Raw genomic sequence first — 4,989 nt, forward strand, 5'->3', positions numbered from 1 at the left:
ACCTGGCCTATGCACCTGGCCTATGCGTGGATCCCGATCGGCCTGGCCTTGCTCGCCGCAGCGCTGGCGTTCGGCAGCGCCGTCTCGCCGGCCCTCCACGCGCTGGCGGTCGGCGCCACCGGCGGCCTGGTGATCGGCATGATCACCCGCACCGCGCGCGGCCACACCGGCCGGCCGCTGGAGCCGACGCGGCGCGAGGCCGTCGCCTATGCACTGGTGATGCTGGCAGCCGTGCTGCGCGTCGGCGTGCCGCTGCTGTGGCCCGCCGCCTGGGGGCCGGCGCTGCTGCTCGCCGGCACCGCCTGGATCGCCGCCTTCACGCTTTACCTCAGCCTGTACCTGCCCTGGCTGTGCTCACCGCGCGTCGACGGGCAGGACGGCTGAATGGGCCGCCATCCTGCGCTGCTGGCGATGGACGAGGGCGGCACAATGCCGCCCCATGAGTGACCTCCCGCTCCCTGCCCAGGACCCCGAGCTGCTGCGGCGGCTGCTGCGCGCGAAGGACCGCATGGATGCCGCCTCGCACGAGGCCTGGCCGGTGCAGCGGCTGGCCGGCGTGAGCGATGTCTCCGAGGCGCATTTCGCGCGTTCGTTCAAGCAGGCCTTCGGCACGCCGCCGCACCGCTACCTGCTGACGCGGCGCATCGAGCGCGCGACGGCACTGCTGCGCGAGACCGAGCTGCCGATCACCGAGATCGCGTTCCAGACCGGCTGGGAGAGCCTGGGCACCTTCGGGCGCACTTTCCGCGACATCACCGGCGAGAGCCCGAGCGCGCTGCGGGCCCGTGCGCGGGCGGCGGTGCAGCAGCCGGGCCGCGTGCCGGCGTGCGTGCTGAGTGCCGCGCACCGGCCCGATCTGACGATCGCAGTTTCGGAGAAGCGCCGCCGCGAGGCCGACGCTATAAATGAATCTCACGACAAGGAGATCCCATGATCCAAGGCATTGAAGTGGTCGGGCTGTACGTGCGAGACCAGGATGAAGCGCTCGCGTTCTACGTCGACAAGCTCGGCTTTCGCGTCCACACCGACGTGCGCAACGGCGACTACCGCTGGCTGACGGTGCAGCACCCGGACCAGCCGTCGTTCCAGCTCGGCCTGAGCGTGCCGGGGCCGCCGGTGCTCGACGCCGACACCGCGCAGGCGCTGCGCGCGATCGTGGCCAAGGGTGGCATGCCGCCGCTGGTGCTGAAGGTGGACGATTGCCGCGCCGCCCATGCGCGGATGCAGGCCCTCGGCGTCGAGTTCACGCAGGAGCCGATCGACCGCTATGGCACGGTGGACGCGGGTTTCCGCGATCCGTCGGGGAACGGCTGGAAGATGATCCAGGCGCGGCGCTGAGCGTCAGGCGGCATGCGGCTCGCGCCGCATGTCGACCACTGCAACCCGCTCAAGCCCCCCTGAGTTCGCTCTTGCGCTCGATGATCCGCGACACCAGCCCGTACTCGACCGCCTCCTCGGCCGACAGCCAGCGGTCGCGCTCGATGTCGGCCAGCACCACGTCCAGCGACTTGCCGGTCTCGCGCGCGATCGTGCGCGCGACGCGCTCGCGCGCCTTGACGATCTCGATGGCCTGGATCGCGATGTCGCTGGCCCGCCCGCCGGCGCCGCCGCTGGGCTGGTGGATCAGGAAGCGCGTGTTGGGCAGGCAGCAGCGCCGCGCGCGCGGCACCGCCAGGAACAGGTGGACGGCGGCGCTGCCGACCCAGCCGGTGCCGATCATGTTCACCGGCGCGGCGATGAAGCGCACGATGTCGTGGATCGCATCACCCGACTCCAGGTGGCCGCCGGGCGAGCTCACCAGCACGTCGATGGGGTCGGCGCTTTCCGCATCGAGTGCGATGAGCCGGCGCGTGACGTCGGCGGCCGTCACGTCGGTGACGGTGCCGAAGATCAGCAGCGTGCGGGCCTTGAAGGCCTTCTCTTCCAGGTAGGAAGTGCGCGGCTCGGTGGCGCCGGATGCCGGCATGGTGTCGGGGGTTTCCATCGTGGGATCCTCGTGGTTGAACTGCCTTGACGAACGAGACGGCGCTGGCGTGACGGGCGTTACACAGGGCCCGGATCCAGGCTGTGGCAAGCTGCGCCGATGCACGACGAACGCAAGCAGGCCCTGATCGACGCCGACCACCGCCGCCTGGTGCGCGCGGCCACCCGCCTGCTGGGCCCGGCGGATGCCGAGGATGCCGTGCAGGACGCCTACGTCCGTGCGCTGGAGGCCGACACCGAAGCTCTCAACGCCGCCCAGGCCTGGCTGCTCACCGTGGTGCGCAACCTGGCGATCGACAGCCTGCGCCGGCGCCGCTGGCTGCAGCAGTGGCTGGAGGCGCAGATGAACGCCGGCGACGCGGCCTCGGCCTCATCCGCGCCCTCGGCCGAGATGGATGCGGCGCTGGCGCAAGAGGCGGCCCAGGCCCTGCGCCTGCTCGCGGCCCATCTGACACCGGCAGAGGGCGCCGCGGTGCTGCTGCACGAGGTGTTCGAGATCGACCATGCCGAGATCGCGCGCGCCGGCGGCAGGTCCGAGGCCGGCAGCCGGCAGCAATTGCGGCGGGCGCTGTTGCGGCTGCGGCAAGCCGGTCGCGCGCCGGAACCCCGGCCTCGCCCCGAACTGGATCCGGGCGAAGAGGCCGTCTTACGCGTGTACCTGCAATCCCTGCAGCTGCGCGATCCGCACACGCTGTGGGCGCTGCTGCGCCAGCCGCCGGTCAGCGCGTCGATGGAGGCGGCTGCGATGGCCGTCGAACCCGCATCGACATCGCCCGCGACCGCCTGCGGCGTCATGCAGGCGGGCGGGCAGCTGGGCCTGGTGCTCACGCTGGACGGCATCGCGCTGTGCGTGTTGCCGCTGGGCGTGCGGGATTCAGCGCCCGCTCAGTCGAACAGCCCCGCCGCGGCGTAGGCCGACACGATCTCGTCGAAGACCTTCACGTCGCCGCGCCCCCGGGCGACCAGCTGGGCGCCWTCGATGGCCGCGAAGATCGCGAGCGCCCGGGACGTCAGGTCCAGCGGGTTCTTCCGCGGATGCCGCTCGGCCAGCACCTCGGCCAGCCAGCGCGTGTTCACCGAGGTGAACCGATCCACCTCCACGCGCACGGCATCCGGCAGGTCGCGGTACTCGGCCGACAGGATCCCGCACAGGCACATGCGGTTGTCGTTCTCCAGCGCCCTGCGAAAGATCGCGGTGTAGGCCTCCATCCGCTGCCCGTGATCCGCGGGCGAGGCGCGCAGCTCGTCGAGGAACGCGACCGCCTCGGCGACATACCGGCTCGCCAACGCGGCCGCCAGGTCGCCCTTGGTCGGGAAGTGGTAGTGCACGCTGGCGCTCTTGATGCCGACCTCTTTCGCCAGTTCGCGAAAGCTCAGCACGTTGTAGCCGTGCGCCTGCACCACCAGGCGGGCCGCCCGCAGGATGCTCTCTCGGGTGTCCGTGCGCGTGTCGGTGCGCGAGTCGGTCGGCGTGTCGGTGCTCATCGGCTCACTTTATCACACTACCTATCAGTAGATCAGATTGACATCAGGCGCTGCCCCACCTACAGTTCGCCGCTTACCTATCGACCGATAGGTAGTCAACCAAGCTGATGTCAATCCACACCATGAAGATCCATGACCGCCCCGGCTTTCCCAACCCCGCACGCATCCGCATCGTCCTGGCGGAGAAAGGGCTCGACGCGCAGTTCGAGTTCGTTCCGGTCGACCTGATCGGCGCCGAGCACAAGCAGCCGGACTTCCTCGCCAAGAACCCGTCGGGCGTGCTGCCTGTGCTCGAACTCGACGACGGCACCTTCATCTCGGAGTCCACCGCCATCACCGAGTACCTCGACAACCTCGACGGCAACCCGACGCTGACCGGCCGCACGCCGCGCGAGAAGGCGCTGATCCACATGATGCAGCGGCGCGCCGAGGCTTACGTGCTGGACCCGGTCGGCCTGTACTTCCACCACGCCACGCCGGGGCTGGGTGACGCGCTGCAGGCCTTCAAGAGCCCCGGCTGGCAGGGCCGCATCGAGATGGGCCAGCGTGAAGGCGAGAAGGCCCGGGCCGGCATGAAGTACTTCAACGAGGTGCTGGCCGACCAGGACTTCGTGGCCGGCGACAGCTTCTCGATGGCCGACATCACGCTGTTCGCAGGCTTGATGTTTGCCGACGCCGCCGGGCTGGGCGTGCCTGCCGGGCACGGCGCCCTGCTGCAATGGCGCGAGCGCGTCGCGCAGTGGCCGAGCGTCAAGAACCGCAGCGGCCAGGCCTTCCTGCCGTTCGACCTGAAGCGCATGGGCTTCTGAGCTCCGCGATCACCCCCGATAGGGGCTGTCGGCAGGCTGCCCGGCGGCATCGGTCCAGAGGTCGTCCGGCAGCGAGCGATCGCGCAGGCAGACCCGATCGTGGTCCGGGTAGGTGATTCGATCGACAGGCGCTCGAGTCCCCACGACCAGGCATCGCGTCGGGCTGGAACTCCGGTTCTCCAGGTAGTGCCCGACGGCGACGCCGGCCTTGAAGGTGGCGGCGTCGCCGGCCCGCATGGCCGTCTCGGTGCTGCCTTCGACCACCGTGATCTCGCCGGCGAGGACATAGACCATCTCGTCCTCGGCGCCATGCCAGTGCTTGATGGACGAGCGGCAACCCGGTTGCAGGACTTCGATGAAGGCACCGAACTGCGTGAGTGCGCCGGCTTCGCTGATCCACAGCGTCTGGTTCGGCTCCGAAGCGCCTTCGACCGGGTTGAGCTCGCTCACGAACTGCGTCGGGCTGAAAACGGGCATGACGATGGCTCCTTCACATGAGGTGGGCCCTGGATTCTGCCCCGAGCCATCGCACGGCCTCAGATCGTCAGTTCGCGCTCGACGTCCTGCGCCTTGCGCCGCGCGAGCGCCAGGTTGGACTTGCTCTTGTCGAGCACGAAGTAGACGAACACGCCCTCCTTGCGCGACACCGGGCGGATGATGTGGTACTGCCGGCCCAGCGTGATCAGGATGTCGTCGATCACGTCGTTCAGGC

At 69.8% G+C, this 4,989-nt stretch carries 8 protein-coding genes; 5 read left to right on the forward strand and 3 right to left on the reverse strand.

What is annotated here, in order from left to right:
• The 3 genes from AC1D01_RS20445 to AC1D01_RS20455 form a co-directional block, all read left to right on the forward strand.
• The coding region (locus AC1D01_RS20445; protein WP_477869496.1) for an NnrS family protein at positions 1 to 384 on the forward strand (384 nt) is incomplete at its 5' end.
• 55 nt (positions 385 to 439) lie between these two features.
• The gene (locus AC1D01_RS20450; RefSeq protein ID WP_477869498.1) at positions 440 to 934 is read left to right on the forward strand and encodes a helix-turn-helix transcriptional regulator; all 495 of its coding nucleotides are present in this window, start codon (positions 440 to 442) and stop codon (positions 932 to 934) included.
• Complete coding sequence (locus AC1D01_RS20455) at positions 931 to 1,338, forward strand: VOC family protein (protein WP_477869500.1); 408 nt, start codon at positions 931 to 933, stop codon at positions 1,336 to 1,338. The genes AC1D01_RS20450 and AC1D01_RS20455 overlap by 4 nt, the downstream gene beginning before the upstream one ends.
• A gap of 49 nt (positions 1,339 to 1,387) precedes the next feature.
• On the opposite strand, the gene AC1D01_RS20460 is transcribed toward AC1D01_RS20455, so the two are convergent.
• Positions 1,388 to 1,984, reverse strand: coding sequence for an ATP-dependent Clp protease proteolytic subunit (locus AC1D01_RS20460; protein WP_477869502.1), 597 nt, complete (start codon positions 1,982 to 1,984; stop codon positions 1,388 to 1,390).
• 99 nt (positions 1,985 to 2,083) lie between these two features.
• On the opposite strand from AC1D01_RS20460, the gene AC1D01_RS20465 reads away from it, so the two are divergent.
• Positions 2,084 to 2,896 carry a sigma-70 family RNA polymerase sigma factor gene (locus AC1D01_RS20465; protein ID WP_477869504.1) on the forward strand — a complete coding sequence of 271 codons (813 nt, stop codon included), beginning with the start codon at positions 2,084 to 2,086 and terminating at the stop codon, positions 2,894 to 2,896.
• Here AC1D01_RS20465 and AC1D01_RS20470 read toward each other — a convergent pair.
• Positions 2,869 to 3,468, reverse strand: coding sequence for a TetR/AcrR family transcriptional regulator (locus AC1D01_RS20470; protein WP_477869506.1), 600 nt, complete (start codon positions 3,466 to 3,468; stop codon positions 2,869 to 2,871). The genes AC1D01_RS20465 and AC1D01_RS20470 overlap by 28 nt on opposite strands.
• A gap of 122 nt (positions 3,469 to 3,590) precedes the next feature.
• Between AC1D01_RS20470 and AC1D01_RS20475 the strand changes: the two genes are divergently transcribed.
• Complete coding sequence (locus AC1D01_RS20475) at positions 3,591 to 4,277, forward strand: glutathione S-transferase family protein (RefSeq protein ID WP_477869509.1); 687 nt, start codon at positions 3,591 to 3,593, stop codon at positions 4,275 to 4,277.
• Positions 4,278 to 4,286: 9 nt separating this feature from the next.
• Here the strand turns inward: AC1D01_RS20475 and AC1D01_RS20480 are convergent, their stop codons facing one another.
• Positions 4,287 to 4,754 carry a cupin domain-containing protein gene (locus tag AC1D01_RS20480; RefSeq protein WP_477869511.1) on the reverse strand — a complete coding sequence of 156 codons (468 nt, stop codon included), beginning with the start codon at positions 4,752 to 4,754 and terminating at the stop codon, positions 4,287 to 4,289.
• Positions 4,755 to 4,989 lie beyond the last annotated feature (235 nt).

The organism is Rhizobacter sp. P3_B12 (assembly GCF_056402895.1).